This window comes from Pseudoalteromonas sp. SCSIO 43101 (genome assembly GCF_023650775.1).
GTDB lineage: Bacteria > Pseudomonadota > Gammaproteobacteria > Enterobacterales > Alteromonadaceae > Pseudoalteromonas > Pseudoalteromonas apostichopi.
The window spans coordinates 877174-894855 of record NZ_CP072673.1 but is presented as its reverse complement, the minus strand read 5'-3'; the positions used below and the strand labels follow the sequence as shown (position 1 = coordinate 894855).

Sequence of the window (17682 nt, the reverse complement as noted above, 5' to 3'; positions counted from 1 at the left end):
GCCCTACTCCTCGGTATCAACTTTACGTTTTGATTCAGCTAGGTAATTTTTCAATATACCTTCAATGACTTTCGGATTTTGGCCATCTTGAATACCTAGTACTGCATCGAGAATTAAGCGTTGGTTAAGAGCTTCTTCATCTTTACGTAGTTCTAGCTTTACCTGAATAGGAATTGCTACAACGTTTGCTAAGAAAGCACCATATAATGTTGTTAAAAGTGCAACCGCCATCGCAGGGCCGATTGCTTTCGGGTCATCCATGTTTGATAGCATAGCAACCAGACCTATTAGCGTACCGATCATACCCATCGCAGGGGCAATATCAGCAAGTGACTTGAATAAGCCTGCGCCAAGTTCATGACGATTAGCGGTGAGAGAAATATCTTTCTGCAGAGTGGCACGAACAACATCAGCATCATGACCATCCACTAACATATCCACCCCTTTACGCATAAAACCGTTGGGGATTTCGGCTTCTTCTAATGCTAGAAAACCACCTTTACGTGCTGAGTCAGCTAATTCTACTGCTTTTTCAATTAATTCTTCTGGAGATTCGATTTTGAACATAAAGGCTTTAGCAGCCACTTTACCTATGCCCAAAAATTGCCCCATGGTGAAATTCGATAACACGATAAAAATCGAACCACCAAATACAATGACTACCGAAGGCGTGTTGTAAAACATTGCAACTTGGCCGTCACTACTTAACACCATCGACATAGCAATTAAGCCTATGGCACCAAGAATACCTATTATGGTTGCTAAATCCACATACCCCTCCAGAGGAACAATTACACGACACCCTCAGGCATCAAATTTTTATTATTAACTGCTTATCGGCAAGCAATTGAAATACTTAAATCATTAAATGAATTAATTATATTTTAATGTAAGATTTTTAAGCTACAAGTTTAAGCTGTATGTAAAAGCGTAAAAATAACATATTGAAAATGGATTATGCGTAAAAAAACACATCATTCTTTGACCTAGTTTAGCATTCCCCCTAAAATTGGCCTCACTTTCTAACAGCTATCGAGGCCACAATGGCAACAAAGAAACCAGAAAACTTAAGCTTTGAAGAAGCGCTGGATGAATTATCTCAAATAGTTGCACAAATGGAGCAAGGTGAATTGTCTTTAGAACAATCACTAAAACAATTTGAACGTGGTATTGCGCTGGCGAATGCTTCATCTGGTAAGTTGCAACAAGCCGAACAAAAAGTTGCCATCTTAATGGGTAACGATAGCCAAGCTCCTCTTAGCAATTTTGATTCAAACTTGGACTAATTAAGTGCAACTAAAAGAACAATTACAACGCGCTCGAGAAGACGTTGAGGCACATTTAAATCGCTATTTCGCACAGCCACTTAATACCGAAAAGAACATTAAAGAAGCTACTCATTATGGTGTTTTAAATGGTGGTAAGCGCTTACGTCCTTACCTTGTATATGCGACGGGCCGAATGATGGGTGCTAACAAGGCCGATCTCGATATTCTTGCTGCTGCCATTGAATGTATTCATAGCTACTCATTAGTCCATGATGACCTACCTGCAATGGATGACGATGACTTAAGACGTGGTCGTCCCACCTGTCATATTGTCTATGGTGAAGCGCAAGCAATACTCGCTGGTGATGCATTACAAACACTAGCATTTGATTTAATCGCCAACCACCGATTTTCAGTTCCTGCGAGCCAGCAGGTAAAAATGATAGCCTCGTTAAGCAAAGCCTCAGGTATTGAAGGTATGGTAGGTGGACAGGCACTGGATATAGAAGCGACTGGTAAAGAAATTAGCGTGTCTCAGCTAGAGCGTATTCATCAGTTAAAAACGGGCGCCTTACTAAACTGTGCAATTACACTTGGTGCATTAAGTGCTAATAGCTGCGATGAACATACTCTAAAGCAGTTGAACTTATTCGGCCAAGCAATAGGTCTGGCTTTTCAGGTACAAGACGATATCCTAGATGTAGAAGCTGATACTGAAACATTAGGTAAGCCACAAGGTTCAGATATTGCCGCCAATAAAGCAACTTACCCTGCTTTATTGGGAATGGCAGGTGCAAAGCAAAAAGCACAAGACTTACTGGCTCAAGCTCATCAAGCTCTTGAGGCAATTGATTACGACACCAGCGAACTGGCAAGCCTTGCTAGCTATATCGTTGAACGTAATTATTAATGCCTAAAAAAGAAAGACAAAATAACTAAAAAATCAGAGCAGCAATGGGCTATAATGCACTCTGGTTAGCGAAGGATGTATATAAAATCATGACACTTGATAGTAGCAAGTATCCATTATTAAGTTTGGTTGACGAACCAGCACAACTGCGTGATTTAGCGCAAGACAAGTTACCTGCGTTTAGTAAAGAGTTACGCGAATACCTACTTAACTCAGTTTCGCAAAGTAGTGGTCATTTAGCATCAGGTTTAGGCACTGTTGAACTAACGGTTGCGCTTCATTATGTTTATAACACGCCTGAAGATCGTTTAGTATGGGACGTGGGTCATCAAGCATACCCACACAAAATCTTAACTGGTCGTCGTGACCAAATGCATACTATTCGTCAAAAAGACGGCTTACACCCTTTCCCATTCCGTGAAGAAAGCCCTTACGACACCTTCAGTGTAGGTCATTCGAGCACTTCAATTTCGGCTGCACTAGGTATGGCCATTGCTGCTGAAAAAGAAGGTAAAGATCGTAAAACAGTTGCTGTTATTGGCGATGGTGCGATTACTGCAGGTATGGCATTTGAAGCGATGAACCACATGGGTGATGTAAACCCTAATGTGCTAATTATCTTAAATGATAATGAAATGTCGATCTCTGAAAACGTGGGTGCACTAAACAATCACTTTGCACGTATTTTGTCTGGTAGCTTCTACACCAATATTCGTGAAGGTAGCAAAAAACTTCTTTCAGGCTTACCACCTGTGAAAGAGCTTGCCAGCCGAATGGAAGAACATTTAAAAGGTATGGTCATTCCAGGTACTTTCTTTGAAGAGTTAGGCCTAAATTACATCGGCCCAATTGATGGTCATGATGTTAATATGATGGTCGATACCTTACGTAACATGCGTAATCTCAAAGGTCCGCAGTTACTGCATATCAAAACACAAAAAGGTAAAGGTTATAAACCTGCTGAAGCGGATCCAATTGGCTACCATGGCGTACCAAAATTTGATCCTAGCATGTCTAAATTACCAAAATCAAAACCTGGCGCGGCTACATTTTCTAATGTATTTGGTGACTGGTTATGCGATATGGCAGCCCAAGACGACAAGCTGATGGCAATTACCCCAGCGATGCGTGAAGGTTCTGGCATGGTGCGCTTTTCTAAAGAGTACCCTGCGCAATACTTTGATGTAGCTATTGCTGAACAACATGCTGTAACGCTTGCAGCTGGCCTTGCCTGTGAAGGCTTAAAACCTGTTGTTGCTATTTATTCAAGCTTTTTGCAACGCGCTTACGACCAACTTATCCACGATGTGGCATTACAAAACTTACCTGTTTTATTTGCTATTGACCGTGCAGGAATTGTAGGTGCAGATGGTGAAACTCACCAAGGAGCCTATGACTTGAGCTTTATGCGCTGTATTCCTAACATGATTATCATGGCACCAAGCGATACTAATGAGTGTCGCCAAATGTTGTATACAGGTTACCAATGCAATCAACCTGTTGCTGTTCGTTACCCTCGAGGTAGTGCGGGTAATTGTGACGTTGAATCGACAATGAGCGCGATTGAAATTGGTAAAGCGCGTAGCATCAAGCTAGGTAGCAAAGTGGCAATCTTGTCGTTTGGTACGCTATTAGAGAACGCCAAAGTAGTCGCCGATGAACTTAACGCAACAGTGATTGATATGCGCTTTATTAAGCCTCTTGATACTGATGCTATTAGCGAATTACTAGCTAGCCATGATGTGATTGTTACCTTAGAAGACAACGCCATTGCGGGCGGTGCAGGTTCTGCTGTGAATGAGCACCTAGCTGCAATTAAGGCTAACGTGTCTATCTTAAACTTAGGTATTCCAGATGAATTCATTAAGCATGGCACGCAAGATGAAATACACGCCGAAATGGGCTTAGATGCTAATGGCATCTTAGCTAGCATCAAAGAGTTCATGGCTTAAGCCAAACAGCATTCACAAAAAAGGAGCTTTAAAGCTCCTTTTTTAATACCAATCCGCTTAATTAAGTAGTCTATTTTGAGGCAATTAAACCTCGTTGATAACAAGGCAAAAATTTCGTTATTTAGTTGTTCTAAATGAGAAATTTTTAACGCAGTTAGCGACAGGTTTAATCCCTCAAAATGATTAAGTATTATTGTGGGTTGGTATAATACCAATGGAAACTCTATCGCATCCAAATTTTTATATCGGCTAAGCCATTAGCTTGTAATGCACTGAGCTGCTGATCAACATTATTGCTTTGCTCGAACTCAAAGGCATCTAATTGCTCATCAAAGGTAATGTTTGCAACACCATCACCACCACGCTTTTTAACTTGATGTAATGCGATATCAGCAAGATTGACTGAAGTTTCCCAACCAATAACTTGTCCACCCAATAAAGGTAATGGGTAGAAAGACCAGCCAATCGACGCAGTAATGGTGGTTGACTCACCATTTGGTAATCTAAATGGATTTGCTGCAATCGCTTCACATAAATCAGCAACATAATTGTCTATCGCTGTACGTTTGAAATCACGTAGTAAGAGTAAAAACTCATCACCACTCCAACGTGCGACATAGTCAGAACCTTGTGTACGGCTATTAAGTAAGGTTGCCATTTGCTGTAAACAGCTATCGCCTGCAAGTGGCCCATAAGCATCATTAATTCGGCTAAAGTTATCAAAGTTAATGATCAACAATACCAATGATTTGCCCTGCGCTTGTAATGACTGCGAGTTTCGCTGGAAGTGCTCGATATCTTTTGGTAGTTGATCAAACAAGAAACGGCGGCTACGTAATCCAGTAAGCTCATCAGAATGGCTAACTAACTTAAGCTGTGAATTTACTTGATTAAGCTTATCGTTGGCTTCACGAAGCTCAACAGTTCGTTCTGTTACTAAGCTCTCAAGAGCTAATTGTTTACGTTTCTCTTGCGCTCTAAATACCCAGAACACAAGATAAAACAATAAAATAAAGCTGCTGGTGATCAAAAGTCTGAAATAGATAGTCTCGTCAAAGCGACGCGGCACCACAAAACTATACTCAGTACGACGTGCTTTTTGCCAATCTTCACCACGGCGTTTTGCTTCAAGCTGGAATAAAAAAGAACCCGGCGGTAAGTTGGTATAAATTGCCTCACGACGAGTATTAGCATAACGCCAGTCACTGTCCAAGCCACTTAAGCGGTAACGGAACTCAATACTTGAAGGGGCATAATAATCAATCGCAGTATATTTTAATGTCACATCACGCTCATCAATTTGCAGCTCAGGTTTATTACCTAAGGTTGCCGTACTTAAATGACGAAGCGGCGTGATCAGGCTTTCAATACGAGGTTTCAGAGCTTGCACACCAAAAAGCTCAACACTCTTTGGAATTTCAACAACACCTTGTAGGCTTGGGTACCAAATAGAGTTACCTGTATCTGCCACAGCATCATGGCCAAGACCGGCACAACATTGACTAGCTTTACCATCGAGCTGACGGTCAAACGATGAGATCACTTGTTCTACTTTTAAGCTCTCAATGTCAGTACCAAACTGCTCTACCGGCATGCGATATACGCCTTTCATGGTACTTACCCAAATACGCTTTAACTGCTTATCGTAAACGAGACTAAAAATAGACCCATACGGTAGACCATCGGTCGCATCTAACTGACGCCACTGACCTTTGGTACTGCGATAAAATAGACCATCGTTAAGTGAGCCTATTAATATCCCCACCCCTTCAATATTTAAAATACTGGTGACGTAAGCACTTTCTAAACTAGTTTGGTCGCCAATTTTCTCAATACCTCGGTCGGTAAAGTAATAAGCCCCTTTACTGGTACCAATTAAGCCAAAGTTTTGCTCATCAAGAACATAGGTTATAAATTTACTGCTTAAGAATGCATTGTAAGCAAATGGTGTTAAACCACCATAACTTAAGCGATACATACCTCGGCCAGTACCAAGCCAAAAACCGCCTTTGCTAGAACGGCTAATTGCGAATACAGGGTTATCTCGTAGCGCTCGCCCAGGGACTGTATATAAGTTTTGGTTTTCGTAATAAAACACACCGCGACCAGTTGCGATGTACAAACGGTCACCATCAAATTGTAAGTCGTGCACCGCAGCTCGACCAAATTGATTACTCGGAATTTGATTTACAAAATTTTTGTTATAATCGAAGTAGCCAACACCACTTCGATTGGCCACCCATAATTTGCCATCAGGTGCTTGGCTAATAGCCATCACCGCTTCTGTCATATTTGAAATAGCAGAGTGACGTTCAATACGCCCCTCATGAGCAAGCCATAAACCTTCACTGAAGCTTGCCAGCCAAATATTATTTTGATTATCACGAAAGATATCAGCAAACCAAATACTCTGATCTAGCTGACTTGGCTCAACCCATTGCCAATCACCTGAGTTATCACGAAACAACAGCCTACCATAGGTCGAAATCCATAACGCCCCATCAGAGTCACTCATAAACTTATAAACAGCAGAGTTACTCGCATTTGGCAGTGGGAATGGACGCAGCTCATCATCTAAATCAAGAAAATAAGCACCTAGCTCAGAGGCTAGGTATAAGTTACCTTCAAGCCAAGCCATATCATGAATAATGGTTTGTGCTAATCGTTCAGGTAATGACACTTTTGCAGTGAGTTCTAATCGTAATTTTGCAAAGTCAGAAGAGGTATTAGTTAAGCGCAGTAAGTGACGCTCATTAACCAGCCAAATACCTTCTGGCGACAAAGCCATTTGACTCACTGAACCAACAATTTGCGTAATTGCAGTGGCATTAGATACCGGTACGATTAACGCTGAGTTTTGATTTAGTGTGACTTGATTTCGAGCAACATAATAAAGGCCGTTCGCGGCAATCCAGATACTACCTTTGGAGTCTTCAAGAATATCCCGCACAGGGCCTTTGACGTTAAAGGTTTGCGACATCATAGTTTTAGGATCAAGTGTCACCAAGCCATTTTTGGTACCTACCCAAAGTAATCCAGTGCTATCAACCAATAACTTATTAATACCGTTACTTGGCAGGAAGTCGCTATTTTGCGTATTGAAGTTGGTGAAAGTATTACCATCAAATCGGCTTAAGCCAAACTGTGTGCCTAGCCACATATAGCCTTGCTCATCTTGAGCAATACTTTTTAAAGATTGTGATGGCAAGCCATTTTGGATGTTCCACTGTTTAACGACATAGTCAGTAATAGATGCAAACACAGGCATGCTGCAAAGCATCAACAAACAGACAACTAGAAATCGCATCATATACTTGCCACCAAGTAACACTTAACTCATCGTTTAAAAAGGCAAATAGCCAGCTTTAAACAAGGCTTGAACACAAATTAATGAAAATATACCTGCTAAAATATCATCAGCCATGATGCCCAAGCCACCGTGTAAACGTCTATCGAGAATTCTGATAGGACCTGGTTTAGCGATATCAAAAAAACGAAACAACAAAAAACCAACCAACAGTGACTGCCAATTCAGTGCAGCACCAATCATGGTGATATAATAACCAGCAACTTCATCCCAAACAATGGCAGGATGATCGTGTACCCCTAAGTCATCTGCCGTTTTACCACATGCCCAAATACCAAATACGCTGATCACGATTGCAAACACAATCTGTAACCATAGCGGAAAGTACATTGTGGTAAAAATAAACGGCAATGCAGCAAAGGTACCAAAGGTGCCTGGAGCTTTAGGCGCAAGGCCTAAGCCAAAACCCAAACCAAAAAATTGGTGTGGGCGTTTTAAATTGAATAAACGGTTATTGCTCAAACCGGCTCCTTCGTGAAGTGCTGAAAACCCTTGCCTTGATAGTTAAATTTTTCACCATCAAGTAATAGTTCAATGTCACTTTCGCCACTTTTAATTTGCCCAACACAACTTGCTTCAACACCATATTGGCGCAACTTCATATCAACCATGCTTTTATTACTTTCAGGCACAGTAAACAGCAACTCATAATCGTCACCGTAATTTAAGATATAATCAAACTGCTCTGCACGTGGAATTGAAGAGTTTAGTGCATCAGAGACTGGCACTTTATCGACATTGATCACAGCACTGACTTGCGATAGCGCTAAAATATGTCCTAAATCAGCTAATAAGCCATCAGATATATCAATCGCCGCAGAGGCTGCACCTCGTAACACCTGCCCCGCTGCAACACGCGGAGTCGGGTAATCAAAGCGATTATTTAAATAATTTAAATGTTCAGGGGCAATATCAAGTCCTTGTTTACGAGCTTCAATTGCCACACCAGCATCACCTAATGGGCCTGTTACATAAATCCAATCGCCAACTTTAGCACCACTACGACGTAGTGCTTTGCCTTCAGGTACGATGCCTTTAGCACAAATTGTAATAGTTAAAGGGCCTTGGGTGGTATCACCGCCAATGATCTGCACATTGAAGTACTCTGCAATTTCATGCATACCTTCGGTGAACTCTTCAAGCCATTCTATGTTTACTTCTGGCAAAGTTAAGCCAACCGAAATCCACGTTGGTTCTGCACCCATAGCCGCCAGATCACTTAAGTTAACAGCTAAAGCTCGATGCCCAAGAGCACGAGGAGAGATGTCATCAAAAAAGTGTACCCCCGCAACTAACGTGTCTGTTGTTACTGCCAATTGGCAGTTTTCAGGCACAGATACCAAGGCACAATCGTCACCAATACCTATGTTCACATCATGGCGAATAATACCACGGCCTTTAAAGTAACGATTGATTAATTCAAATTCCTTCATACACAAAAAAGCCGGCCCAAGCCGGCTCTCCTTTTACGGTGCTACTTACTTACGCAGTTCTTTCACTGCTTTATCAAGTACACCGTTGACAAACTTATGACTGTCTTCAGCACCAAACATCTTAGCAAGCTCAATGCCTTCATTGATTGCTACTTTGTAAGGTACGTCTTCACGGAATTTCAGCTCATAGCCAGACAGACGTAAAATTGCTTTTTCGACCATGTCTAACTCATCAGCTGGGCGTGCTAAATGTGGCGCAACGATTTCATCTAATTGCTTACAGTTAACAACAACACCGCGTGCTAGGTCTTTGAAATATTCGACGTCGATCTTAGTCACATCATTTTCAATTAACATTTGCTGTTCGATATCAGCAATCGGGTTACCGCTTAACTGCCAAGAGTATACGGCTTGAAGTGCTAAGATACGTGCTTTACGTCTTGCTGCTGGTTTCACAGAGATTCCTTAAACTTAAATTTTGTCTAACACATTAACCATTTCAAGCGCACCTAAAGCAGCTTCGCCGCCTTTATTACCCATTTTGGTACCTGCGCGCTCAATTGCTTGCTCAATGCTTTCAGTGGTTAATACGCCAAATGCAACCGGGATATCATACTCAAGAGATACTTGCGCAAGACCTTTGTTTGATTCGCCAGCGACTAAATCAAAGTGTGGCGTACCACCTCTGATCACTACGCCTAAAGCGATGATTGCATCGTGTTCTTTCTTTGCTGCAACGCGTTTCGCTGCTAAAGGTAATTCAACGGCACCTGGTACGTAAACAACAGTAATGTCGTCTTCAGATACGCCACCTGTGCGCTTAAGCTCATCAACAGCGCCTGCTAATAGGCTGCTACCAATAAAGTCATTAAAGCGAGAAATGACAATGGCAAACTTTTTGCCCGGTGCGTATTTGTTACCTTCAATAATTTTCATTTAATAACCCTAAAAAATAAGTTTAAGCGGTTGCGATTGCGCAAAAATTACGGCGCATAATACCACAAAAATATAAAAGTAGCCTAGTAAATCTGTTTTCCAACAATTTGCCTAATTATGACTGCGGCTCAACGTAGTCAACCACTTCTAAGTGGAAACCAGATAACGCATGGTACTTTTTAGGACGGCTCATCAAGCGCATCTTTTCAATACCTAAATCAGCAAGGATCTGTGAACCCACCCCCACAGTACGCGATGTACCTTGGAATTTACGGTGACTAACATTTTCGCCAGCATCTTGTGCAGCAAATGCTTTAACGGTTGCTTCTAGGTCTTCCGTTGATTCTTGCTTACCTAAAATAACCAGTACGCCGTTGTGCTCAGCGATATAAGCCATAGCATCTGATAAGCCCCAGCTACGATCAGCACTTCTATCTGATAATAAGATGTCATTGAAGGTACTTTGTAAGTGAACACGAACTAACGTCGGCTCATCTTTAGATACTTCACCTTTTTGTAGGACATAGTGAAGTTGACCATCAATGGTGTCTTTGTAAGTAACTAAATCAAATTCGCCGTGATCAGTTGGCAATTTACACTTGGCAACACGCTCGATGGTGGTTTCGTTTAGGTTTCTGTATTCGATTAAATCTGCAATAGTGCCAATCTTTAAGTCATGCTCTTTAGCAAATATTTCAAGATCTGGGCGACGTGCCATAGTGCCATCAGCATTTAAGATTTCAACAATCACTGATGAAGGCTCAAGGCCCGCTAAACGCGCTAAATCACAACCCGCTTCGGTATGACCCGCTCGAGTTAGCACGCCACCTGGCTGCGCCATAATAGGAAAGATATGCCCCGGTTGAACAATATCGCTTGGCACGGCACCTTTAGCAATAGCAGCTTGTACTGTACGAGCACGATCAGCTGCAGAAATACCTGTCGTTACGCCTTTCGCCGCTTCAATAGACATGGTGAAGTTAGTCGAAAAAGCAGCACCATTATTTTTAACCATGAGTGGTAACTCTAACTGTTGACAACGCTCTTGTGTCATAGTTAAACAAATTAAACCACGGCCATGCGTTGCCATAAAGTTGATGGCATCTGCACTGATATGCTCTGCTGCGATGATTAAATCGCCTTCATTTTCTCTGTCTTCATCGTCCATTAAAATAACCATTTTACCGGCTTTAATGTCATCGATAATTTCTTGCGCGCTGTGTAAATTCATAATATGCCCATGAGAGTATTATTAATAGTGACTATCTTTGCTTATTTAATAAAGCCAGCTTGTGCTAGCAAGCTCATTGATATGTCTGAACGGGAAGGTTGTTCGGCCCCTTTTATTAGGCGCTCTAAATAGCGAGCAATCTGGTCAACTTCTAAGTTCACCTGAGTACCCACCTGAAATTCTGCAATCGTTGTTTGCTCAGCGGTATGCGGAACAATAGTAAGCTTAAAGCGGTTTTGTTCGACCTCATTGACCGTTAAGCTAATGCCATCAATACATACCGAACCTTTGTACGGAATGTATTTCATTAAATCATTGTCTGTACTTAACCAGTACTCTGTTGCACGGGCATTAGGACTGATACTTTCTACAGTCGCAATACCATCAACATGACCTGATACTAAATGCCCGCCTAGGCGAGAAACGGGTTGCATGGCTTTTTCGAGGTTGACTGTTTGTCCTTTTTTATAATGCGCAAACCCAGTTAAGCTGATTGTTTCGTTAGATAAGTCAGCACTAAAACCATCGCTATGTTTAGCGACAACCGTTAAACACACACCATTAGTGGCAATACTGTCACCGAGCTTGACGTCTTTCATATCCAAATTAGTGCTTTGAATACGAATAGCCAGATCGCCTTGCTTTTGTGTTAGTTCAACAATTTTACCTGTTGCTTCAATAATTCCAGTAAACATAGTGCTACTCTTTATTTTTCAATTTTTGTGGCTTGCTTTGCTTTGTAGCTGTTAAGCGAATATCGTCGCCAATCATCACTGTATCAGTAAAGGTCAGTTCAGTGATATCACTCATCACGGTAACTTCTGCAAAGTTTAGTAAGCTTTTGCCCATATCACCTATTAACTTAGGGGCAATATAAACGATGTATTCGTCAATTAAATCCTGCTCAGCAAACACCCCTGCAAGGGTCGCTCCTGCTTCGAGCCATATCTGATTAAATTGTAGTTCAGCAAGACGCTTTAAAACCGCCGATAAATCAACTTTATTATTAACTGCTTGTACAACTTCGTGTTTAACAAAGTGAGGCCATTGATGTTGTTTATCAAGCGATGTAGTGAAAATAATCACCGGACTTTCAATGCTAAATAATGTAAGTTCAGGCGTTAACCTATTTTGTGAATCAATAATCACTCGAGTAGGCTGGCGCAAAGGCAAGGATGTAGGCATAGCAAATGGCAGTTCATCAACGCGCACATTGAGTTTTGCATTATCAGTAATGACTGTGTCAGCCCCCGTCAAGATAGCGCAACTTTGCGCACGATATGCTTGCACATCTTGGCGCGCTTTAGGACCAGTAATCCATTTACTTTGACCATTATTTAGCGCAGTTTTGCCATCTAAACTACAGGCCATTTTACAAGTCACATATGGTACCCCTGTTTCCATACGCTTTAAAAAGCCTTTGTTTAGGTCACGCGCTTGTTGCTCAAGTAAACCGGATGCCACTGAAATACCAGCATCGGCTAAAATCTGTAGACCACGACCACTCACCGCAGGGTTAGGATCGACCATGGCAGCAATAACCTTACTGACACCAGCTGCTTTTATACCTTCTGCACAAGGCGGAGTGCGTCCATAATGACTACAAGGCTCTAAAGTTACATATGCTGTGGCGCCTTTCGCATTGTCGCCAGCCACAGCCAAGGCATTTACTTCAGCATGGCCCTGCCCTGCTAGTTGATGAAACCCTTCACCGACTATTTCGCCATCTTTAACCAGTACACAGCCAACATTAGGGTTTGGAGTCGTGGTAAAACGCCCTTGTTTAGCAAGCTCAATGGCACGCGCCATATAAGCAGTATCAAGCTCTGTGAATGACATAGTTAATCACCTAAACGAGCGATTTCTTCACCAAACTCGCGGATATCTTCAAATGAACGATATACAGATGCAAAACGCACATAGGCCACTTTGTCGAGTTTTTTCAGTGACTCCATGATGCACTCGCCAATTAAATGGCTAGATATTTCACGCTCACCAGTAGCACGAAGTTGAGATTTAATAATGTTAACGACTTCGTCGACCTGCTCAGTGCTAACTGGGCGTTTCTCTAAAGCGCGATGCAAGCCATTAAGTAACTTATCTTCGTTAAATGGTTCGCGACTACCGTCTTGCTTAATCACTCTTGGCATCACAAGTTCAGCGCCTTCAAAGGTGGTAAAGCGCTCATGGCATTCGTTACATTCACGTCGACGTCTAACTTGGTGACCACCGCCAACAAGTCGAGAATCAATTACTTTGGTATCTTTTGCGGTGCAAAAAGGGCAATGCATAGGGTTCAACTTCCGTTTATAAAAAACAAAAAAAGGCCGCTTACTAAGCGGCCTTTATAATAGCAAAAAACAACGCTATTGTTATCTTAATTACGGTTTAACCAGTAATTAAGCGTAAACTGGTAATTTTTTACAGATAGCTTTAACTTTCTCTTTTACTTCTGCTTGTACAGACTCATCGTTGATGTTGTCTAGTACGTCACAGATCCAGCCTGCAAGCTCTTTTGACTCAGCTTCTTTGAAACCACGGCGAGTAATAGCCGGAGAACCAATACGAAGACCAGACGTTACGAACGGTGAACGTGGGTCGTTTGGTACTGAGTTTTTGTTAACAGTGATGTTAGCGTTACCTAGTGCAGCGTCAGCATCTTTACCTGTGATATCTTTGTCAATTAGGTCAAGAAGGAATAAGTGGTTGTCTGTTTTACCAGAAACAACTTTATAGCCACGCTCTTGAAGTACTTCAACCATAGCTTGAGCGTTCTTAACAACTTGTGCTTGGTACGCTTTGAACTCTGGCTGTAATGCTTCTTTGAAAGCAACCGCTTTAGCAGCGATGATGTGGCATAAAGGACCACCTTGACCACCAGGGAAAACAGCACTGTTTAGCTTTTTGTAGATCTCTTCATCACCACATGCAGAAACGATTAGACCGCCACGAGGGCCTGCTAATGTTTTGTGAGTTGTCGTAGTAACAACGTGTGCATGAGGAATTGGGCTTGGGTATACACCCGCTGCGATAAGGCCAGCAACGTGAGCCATATCTACGAATAAATATGCACCAACTTTATCAGCGATTTCACGGAATTTAGCCCAGTCAACAACGCCTGAGTATGCAGAGAAACCAGCGATGATCATTTTTGGCTTATGCTCTAATGCAAGTGCTTCAACTTGAGCGTAATCAATTTCGCCAGTTTCGTCATTTAGGCCGTATTGAATTGCATTATACGTTTTACCAGAAAAGTTAACGTGTGAACCGTGAGTTAAGTGACCACCATGAGCTAAGCTCATACCTAGTACTGTATCATGCGGCTGAAGAAGAGCTTGGAAAACAGCTGCGTTTGCTTGTGAACCCGCATGCGGTTGGACGTTAGCGTAATCTGTGCCGAATAATTCGTTTGCACGATCAATTGCTAGTTGCTCAACAACGTCAACATGCTCACAACCGCCATAGTAACGTTTGCCTGGGTAACCTTCAGCGTATTTGTTGGTAAGCTGAGAACCCTGCGCTTCAAGTACGCGTGGGCTACAGTAGTTTTCAGACGCGATCAGTTCGATGTGCTCTTCTTGACGAGCCGTCTCTTTAGTGATGGCTGCAAATAACTCTGGATCGAAATCCGAAATATTCATGCTACGTTCTAACATGGGGTCTCCTAAGGCAACGTGTATGGTGTTTTTTGAAGGCTGTATTGTACGCTTAAAACGCACTTTTGCCTATCTTGTAAAGATGAACATATTTAAACAGGGATTGAATTTATTTCACAGTGTTTTAATAATGATATTTTTTTATTGATACATAAAAAAAAATTATAGATTTAAAATATTACATATATTTTTAAAATGTCACTCTAGATAAAATTATCAACGCTTTATTGCGTTTCAATAGAAGCGAACTAAGCTTATATTCCTAGTCAATATCAAGGATGGTATAAGTACATGTTAGCTAAACCTATATATGAATTAGTCCCCTACGGATACTTCTTTCTCGGCATGAGCTGCATCACATTAGCAAATAATTATGTACCAACATTAATTGGTGTAACTTTATTTTTATTAGGCGCTAACATTTGGCGAATGCGCTCAGAAGCTAGAAGAACAGATCATATAAGCCAGCGAGTTAAACAAAAAAAGTCCAACTACTACTATGAATTTAAACCATTTATTATTTTTATTTCGGCTTTCACTTTGATGCAATGGACACAAAATGAATTAGTCTCAGTGATCAGTATTTTGCTATGTATTGCTGCGGTGGTCATTTTATGCATGCGAGTTTTAAACCGTCATAGTCATTCATTACTTCATTAAAAAAGAGCGGCTTCGCCGCTCTTTTTTTAGTATTAAGCTAATTTATTTAGCAACTCTGTTCGAAGCAATTGATAATCAAACTTAATATCTTCAGCCAAACACTGCTTTGCCAATGCATCAGCAAGCGGTTTTGGCATTGGCAGTTCAATGTCTAAAATTTGCTCTACACTGTCTTTGAATTTAGCAGGGTGTGCGGTCGCTAAAAATATACCTGCACTACCGTCGGCTAGATTTTCTTTCAAGCCTTGATAAGCAATTGCAGTATGAGGTTCTGCGATATAACCAGTCTGATGAATTTTTTTCATCACCTCTTTTGTTTCTTCTTCACCAACACAGCTTGAATAAAAGTCATCATAGCTAAACCATTCGTTATCTAGCATAAATTGAACGCGTGGCCAGTTATTCGGTTTACTCACATCCATTGCGTTCGATAAAGACTCAAGTGTGTCATTTGGCGCCCACTCTTTATTTCGCAAGAAGCGTGGCACAGTGTCGTTTTGATTAGTTGTGGCACTTAATTTAGCAACAGGCATTCCAAGTACAGCACCAATCATCGCCGCACATACATTACCAAAGTTACCACTAGGTACTGAGATATGCGCTTTACTACGCTGCTCTTTTGGTAATTGCGCAATTGCTTCAAAGTAATAGCATACTTGCGCAACTAAACGACTGATGTTGATTGAATTCGCTGAGTTTAAACCTAGCTTTTGTTTAATTTCATCGTCTAAGAAAGCTTGTTTTACCATACTTTGGCAGTCATCAAAGCTACCATCAACGGCGTAGCAGTGAATGTTATTACCTAAAGTAGTGAATAGTTTTTGCTGCGCTAATGATATTTTACCTTTTGGGTATAAGATCACGACATCGATATTTGGCTTGTTATAAAATGCATGAGCAACGGCTGCGCCAGTATCGCCCGATGTGGCCGTTAAAATAGTGACTTTTTCGCCTTGGTTAAATTGGGCAAGACACTCAGCCATAAAACGACCGCCAAAGTCTTTAAAAGCAAGCGTTGGGCCATGAAATAACTCCAAACAATAAATGTCTTTTTCAACTTCTACCAACTTCACATCGAAGTTAAAAGCGTTTTGCACCATCTGTGCAACGGTATCAGCAGGTAATTCATCACCAATTAAGTGCGATAAAATCTTACTACTCCGACTAACAAAGTCCAAATCTAATAAAGTATCAATGTCTTGCATTGGCGATAGGCTATCAGGGAAGAACACACCTTGATTACGGCCTAAACCCGTTTTTACCGCTTCCACAAACGACACCTGTTGTGTTTCATCTTTTAAATTATGTAATTGCATGTTTATTCCTTAAATTCTTTAAAGCTGTCGCGTGCCAAGTTGATCAAGTTGGCAGATATGGCAGAAGCCCTGCTCATTAATGTAATTATCATTCAGCCACGCTGCACACTTTTGTGCAGCTTCAAGACTCTTACACACGGTAAATAATGTTGGCCCAGCACCTGAAATACTGACAATTTCAGCGCCAAGCTCTGGTAAAGCACTTTTCGCTTCGACAAAGCCTTGAATAAGCGGTGCACGATACGGTTCGGCTATTTCATCAGACATAATTGATAATGCAGCATCAAAACGGCCAGTGAGCAATAAGCTACTAAACGCAGAAAGCCGCTGTGCAAATTCAACACTGTCGTGCATTGATAATTGCGTTGGCAAGACCGAACGCGCTTTTGCGGTATTCAGTGAAAAACCAGGGAAAGCCGCTACGTAATACCATTGATTATCAACAGGTAACGAAATTGACTTGTTCGGAATGAGTTCACCCGTTAATTGCAAACCACCTAAATAACACGGCGTGATGTTATCGTAATGACGGCCGCCACTAACAATGGCTTCAAAGTCAGCCATCAACTCGATAAGTTGCTCTTGGGATAAATTCGTTTCGGCGAACTTATCGAGGGCCGCGAACGCAGCCACTACAGAACAAGCACTTGAACCTAAACCTGAGCCAATCGGTAGATTCTTTTTAAGCTCAAGCTTTACCGCTGACATAGTCGGCGCAACGTGCTCTTTAAAGTGAATTAAACATTGATAAGCTAAGTTTTCTTCAGCATTTGCAGGCAATTTACTGGCATAGTCGCCAGAGCATACAAAAGTATCTTGCTCTGCGGCACTAACCTCTACAACATCGCCTAATAAAGTACCATCGATAGGTGCGAGCGCGGCACCGAGTGCATCAAAGCCGACAGCAAAATTCCCGATTGAAGCGGGTGCGTATACACGGATCATGACCTGCT

General features: G+C 41.6%; 17 protein-coding genes. 4 read left to right on the top strand and 13 right to left on the bottom strand.

All coding sequences use genetic code 11. The annotated features are described in order from the left end of the window. Nucleotides 1-3: 3 nt before the first annotated feature. A complete protein-coding gene (gene pomA / locus J8Z25_RS04205) occupies nt 4-771 on the bottom strand; it encodes a flagellar motor protein PomA (RefSeq protein WP_054552564.1) in 768 nt (255 codons plus the stop codon). Between the two features lie 272 nt (nt 772-1043). Here pomA and xseB point away from each other — a divergent pair, with 272 nt between their 5' ends. The 3 genes from xseB to dxs all read left to right on the top strand — a co-directional run bounded on the left by xseB (nt 1044) and on the right by dxs (nt 4130). Next, complete coding sequence (xseB, locus tag J8Z25_RS04200; RefSeq protein ID WP_054552565.1) at nt 1044-1286, top strand: exodeoxyribonuclease VII small subunit; 243 nt, start codon at nt 1044-1046, stop codon at nt 1284-1286. A 4-nt stretch (nt 1287-1290) separates the two neighbouring features. Further along, complete coding sequence (gene ispA / locus J8Z25_RS04195) at nt 1291-2178, top strand: (2E,6E)-farnesyl diphosphate synthase (protein ID WP_250661719.1); 888 nt, start codon at nt 1291-1293, stop codon at nt 2176-2178. An 89-nt stretch (nt 2179-2267) separates the two neighbouring features. Further along, the gene (gene dxs / locus J8Z25_RS04190; protein WP_250661718.1) at nt 2268-4130 is read left to right on the top strand and encodes a 1-deoxy-D-xylulose-5-phosphate synthase; all 1863 of its coding nucleotides are present in this window, start codon (nt 2268-2270) and stop codon (nt 4128-4130) included. Between the two features lie 223 nt (nt 4131-4353). Here the strand turns inward: dxs and J8Z25_RS04185 are convergent, their stop codons facing one another. The 10 genes from J8Z25_RS04185 to glyA form a co-directional block, all read right to left on the bottom strand. Beyond that, entirely contained in the window at nt 4354-7440 is a 3087-nt protein-coding gene (locus J8Z25_RS04185) for a ligand-binding sensor domain-containing diguanylate cyclase (RefSeq protein ID WP_130049552.1), read from the bottom strand. A 33-nt stretch (nt 7441-7473) separates the two neighbouring features. Further along, nucleotides 7474-7959 (bottom strand): phosphatidylglycerophosphatase A family protein, encoded by a 486-nt coding sequence (locus tag J8Z25_RS04180; protein ID WP_130049553.1) that lies wholly within the window; start codon nt 7957-7959, stop codon nt 7474-7476. Beyond that, on the bottom strand, nt 7956-8930 hold the full coding sequence (gene thiL / locus J8Z25_RS04175) for a thiamine-phosphate kinase (protein WP_250661717.1): 975 nt from the start codon (nt 8928-8930) through the stop codon (nt 7956-7958). The genes J8Z25_RS04180 and thiL overlap by 4 nt, the downstream gene beginning before the upstream one ends. A gap of 45 nt (nt 8931-8975) precedes the next feature. Next, nucleotides 8976-9386: a transcription antitermination factor NusB gene (gene nusB / locus J8Z25_RS04170; protein WP_054552571.1), complete on the bottom strand. Its 411-nt coding sequence runs from the start codon at nt 9384-9386 to the stop codon at nt 8976-8978. Between the two features lie 15 nt (nt 9387-9401). Then, entirely contained in the window at nt 9402-9866 is a 465-nt protein-coding gene (ribH, locus tag J8Z25_RS04165) for a 6,7-dimethyl-8-ribityllumazine synthase (protein WP_054562661.1), read from the bottom strand. Nucleotides 9867-9981: 115 nt separating this feature from the next. Further along, nucleotides 9982-11097: a bifunctional 3,4-dihydroxy-2-butanone-4-phosphate synthase/GTP cyclohydrolase II gene (gene ribBA / locus J8Z25_RS04160; protein WP_130049555.1), complete on the bottom strand. Its 1116-nt coding sequence runs from the start codon at nt 11095-11097 to the stop codon at nt 9982-9984. 41 nt (nt 11098-11138) lie between these two features. Beyond that, on the bottom strand, nt 11139-11792 hold the full coding sequence (locus tag J8Z25_RS04155) for a riboflavin synthase (protein WP_130049556.1): 654 nt from the start codon (nt 11790-11792) through the stop codon (nt 11139-11141). Between the two features lie 4 nt (nt 11793-11796). Further along, the gene (ribD, locus tag J8Z25_RS04150) at nt 11797-12936 is read right to left on the bottom strand and encodes a bifunctional diaminohydroxyphosphoribosylaminopyrimidine deaminase/5-amino-6-(5-phosphoribosylamino)uracil reductase RibD (protein WP_250661716.1); all 1140 of its coding nucleotides are present in this window, start codon (nt 12934-12936) and stop codon (nt 11797-11799) included. A gap of 2 nt (nt 12937-12938) precedes the next feature. Further along, on the bottom strand, nt 12939-13388 hold the full coding sequence (gene nrdR / locus J8Z25_RS04145; RefSeq protein ID WP_054552576.1) for a transcriptional regulator NrdR: 450 nt from the start codon (nt 13386-13388) through the stop codon (nt 12939-12941). A 108-nt stretch (nt 13389-13496) separates the two neighbouring features. After that, on the bottom strand, nt 13497-14753 hold the full coding sequence (gene glyA, locus J8Z25_RS04140) for a serine hydroxymethyltransferase (RefSeq protein ID WP_054552577.1): 1257 nt from the start codon (nt 14751-14753) through the stop codon (nt 13497-13499). A 291-nt stretch (nt 14754-15044) separates the two neighbouring features. Here glyA and J8Z25_RS04135 point away from each other — a divergent pair, with 291 nt between their 5' ends. After that, the gene (locus J8Z25_RS04135; RefSeq protein ID WP_130049558.1) at nt 15045-15413 is read left to right on the top strand and encodes a hypothetical protein; all 369 of its coding nucleotides are present in this window, start codon (nt 15045-15047) and stop codon (nt 15411-15413) included. Between the two features lie 32 nt (nt 15414-15445). Here J8Z25_RS04135 and thrC read toward each other — a convergent pair whose 3' ends face one another. Together thrC and thrB are read right to left on the bottom strand one after the other, a co-directional pair. Next, nucleotides 15446-16729, bottom strand: a complete 1284-nt coding sequence (gene thrC, locus J8Z25_RS04130) for a threonine synthase (RefSeq protein ID WP_250661715.1) — start codon at nt 16727-16729, stop codon at nt 15446-15448. Between the two features lie 18 nt (nt 16730-16747). Further along, nucleotides 16748-17674 carry a homoserine kinase gene (gene thrB, locus J8Z25_RS04125; protein ID WP_167658144.1) on the bottom strand — a complete coding sequence of 309 codons (927 nt, stop codon included), beginning with the start codon at nt 17672-17674 and terminating at the stop codon, nt 16748-16750. Nucleotides 17675-17682: the final 8 nt, after the last annotated feature.